2 protein-coding genes are annotated in these 881 nt (G+C 44.9%); both read left to right on the top strand.

Features of this window, described 5'->3' with window-relative positions; all coding sequences use genetic code 11:
* The first annotated feature begins 173 nt into the window (after window positions 1-173).
* Complete coding sequence (locus AC2A06_RS18630; RefSeq protein WP_484381274.1) at window positions 174-437, top strand: type II toxin-antitoxin system ParD family antitoxin; 264 nt, start codon at window positions 174-176, stop codon at window positions 435-437.
* Window positions 424-720 carry a type II toxin-antitoxin system RelE/ParE family toxin gene (locus tag AC2A06_RS18625; protein ID WP_484381273.1) on the top strand — a complete coding sequence of 99 codons (297 nt, stop codon included), beginning with the start codon at window positions 424-426 and terminating at the stop codon, window positions 718-720. The genes AC2A06_RS18630 and AC2A06_RS18625 overlap by 14 nt, the downstream gene beginning before the upstream one ends.
* The last annotated feature ends 161 nt before the right edge of the window (window positions 721-881 follow it).

Raw genomic sequence — 881 nt, 5'->3', positions numbered from 1 at the left:
ACTCTACAGGTAACAAATAAGGCAAAAAACTGTGTGATGCCGTCGAGTTCTAAGGATGAACAGGGTGCTCTGGGGGCTGTTGGGGTTTCCCCCTGCATCCATCACCGCCTTACTGGAGATAGTGCACGATAACATTTATACTCTTGTAAGAAATAATCTTACAAGGGGTATTTATGGCCAGAACGATTACGGTTGATGTGGGGGATGAACTCCGGGAGTTTATCGATACTTCAGTAAAGTCAGGAGATTATCGAACTCAGAGCGAAGTGCTGCGTGATGCCTTACGTCTACTTCGTGAAAAGCAGGCTGAATCTCGTCTGCAGATACTTCGCGATCTTTTGGCTGAAGGCGTCAGCAGTGGTGCCCCTGTCACATGGGATAAAGAGGCCTTTTTGCAGCATATGAAAGCGAAGACTAACTCCCATGAAAGTGATTAAGCTGACGCCAAAGGCCAGCGAGGATTTAGAAACCATATGGCTATATAGCCGTGAACAATTTGGTTCTGCTAAAGCAGACGACTATATTTATCGGTTTTCTGACATTTTCGATGTCTTGGCGACGCACGATATTGGTGTGGCAAGACCGGAACTTGGTAAAGGGATTTACTCATTGCCTGTTGAACGGAATATGATCTTTTTTATTCCTACCGCGTCTGTTATTAGCGTGATCAGAATTCTTAACCAGTCCCAAGACGCTACGCGTCATCTTTCCTGGCACTAAAGATCATGGGGAATGTTTGGTAGACCGCCTAATAGTGGTAGTCAGACAGAAAAAATCAAACCGGCGTTGACTGTTTGGGGTAATCCTCCCATTTTTAGCCGAAGTTAAAAGTAGAAGTGATGCAGCCATTAATGGTGGTTTTCTACCATTGGCTTTATCGT

Source organism: Serratia sp. HNCC26DJ244, assembly GCF_057180565.1.
The sequence above is the reverse complement of the archived record's forward strand: the minus strand, read 5'-3'. Positions and strand labels throughout refer to the sequence as shown.